General features: G+C 71.7%; 2 protein-coding genes. Both read left to right on the top strand.

Annotation, left to right across the window (positions count from 1 at the left end):
- Positions 1-299: hypothetical protein (locus IEY31_RS18520; protein WP_188974425.1), on the top strand; the 299-nt coding region annotated here is incomplete at its 5' end.
- Positions 296-1,127, top strand: an 832-nt coding sequence (locus IEY31_RS18515; protein WP_373289196.1) for a hypothetical protein, incomplete at its 3' end; no start/stop codon positions are given. The genes IEY31_RS18520 and IEY31_RS18515, both read left to right, overlap by 4 nt.

Raw genomic sequence — 1,127 nt, 5'->3', positions numbered from 1 at the left:
CCCGGGGGGACGTCACCTTCGGTTTCGGCACCCGGCTGTTCCCTGCCCTCGGGCTGGGCCTGGTGGCGACCTCGGGCGCTGGGCCGACCCCTCTACGTCCGTCCCTGGGGCTGGGGGCCACCACCATCTCGTCCGCGAGCGGCATGACGGTGCGGCCTTACGCCCTGCTGGGTCTGGACACCGCCTGGGGCAAGCTCGGAGTCCGCCTCGACACCATCGTGGTCTTCACCGACGACGGCCCCCGTCCTTCCGCCGCGCTGGGCGTGACCTACCGCTTCGACGTGGGCCACCAGCCATGAGGCGGACGCGCCGCGCGCTGACCCCCCTGCCGCTGCTGACCCTGGCGCTCACCGCGTGCGGAAGCGGCACCGGCAGCCTCAGCATCATCGGCGTGGTGCCGCGCGCGGAACTGACCGTGCAGGTCACGGGCCTCCCCTCCGGGGAGGCCGCCGATGTGGCCGTGCAGCACGGCCCCCTGGTCCGTGCCCTGACCGGCACCCAGGTGCTGCGCGACCTGCCCCTGGGCCGCTACGACGTGGGCGCGCGCACCGTCGTGTCAGACGGAGCGCCCTACCTGCCGGTGGTGGAGCCTGGACAGGTGACGTTCACCGAACGTCACCTGCGTGCCACGGTGAAGGTGTCGTACGACCTGCCCCTGACGGGGCAACTCACCCTGAACGTCGCGGGCGTGCCTGAAGGCCAGGAGACCACCCTGCGCCTCACGGGACCAGGGGGCTTCAAGCGGGACCTCCGTGGGGAAGCCACCCAGACCCTGACGGACCTGGCGCCTGGCGACTACAACGTCACGGCGGAAGCTGTGCGGGCAGGAGAATTCAGCTACCCCGCCACGGTGCAGGGCAATCCGGTGCGGGTGCAGCGCGGCCGAACCGGCGTGGTGAACGTGGCTTACGCCCGTGATCCACGGTTTGGTCACCTGGCCGTACGCGTCTTGGGGTTGCCCGAGGGCGTGCCCGGGGTGCTGGAGATCACCGATGGTGTGGGGGAATCCCGGACCCAGGTGGGGTCCGGGATCGTGACGGACCTGCCGCAGGGAGCCACCCGGGTGGTGCCGGGCGACACACAGGCTGGAGGCATGACGTACCGCGCGCCGGCGATGACGGTCAACG

This window comes from Deinococcus aerolatus (assembly GCF_014647055.1).
Lineage (GTDB): Bacteria > Deinococcota > Deinococci > Deinococcales > Deinococcaceae > Deinococcus > Deinococcus aerolatus.
The sequence above is the reverse complement of the archived record's forward strand: the minus strand, read 5'-3'. Positions and strand labels throughout refer to the sequence as shown.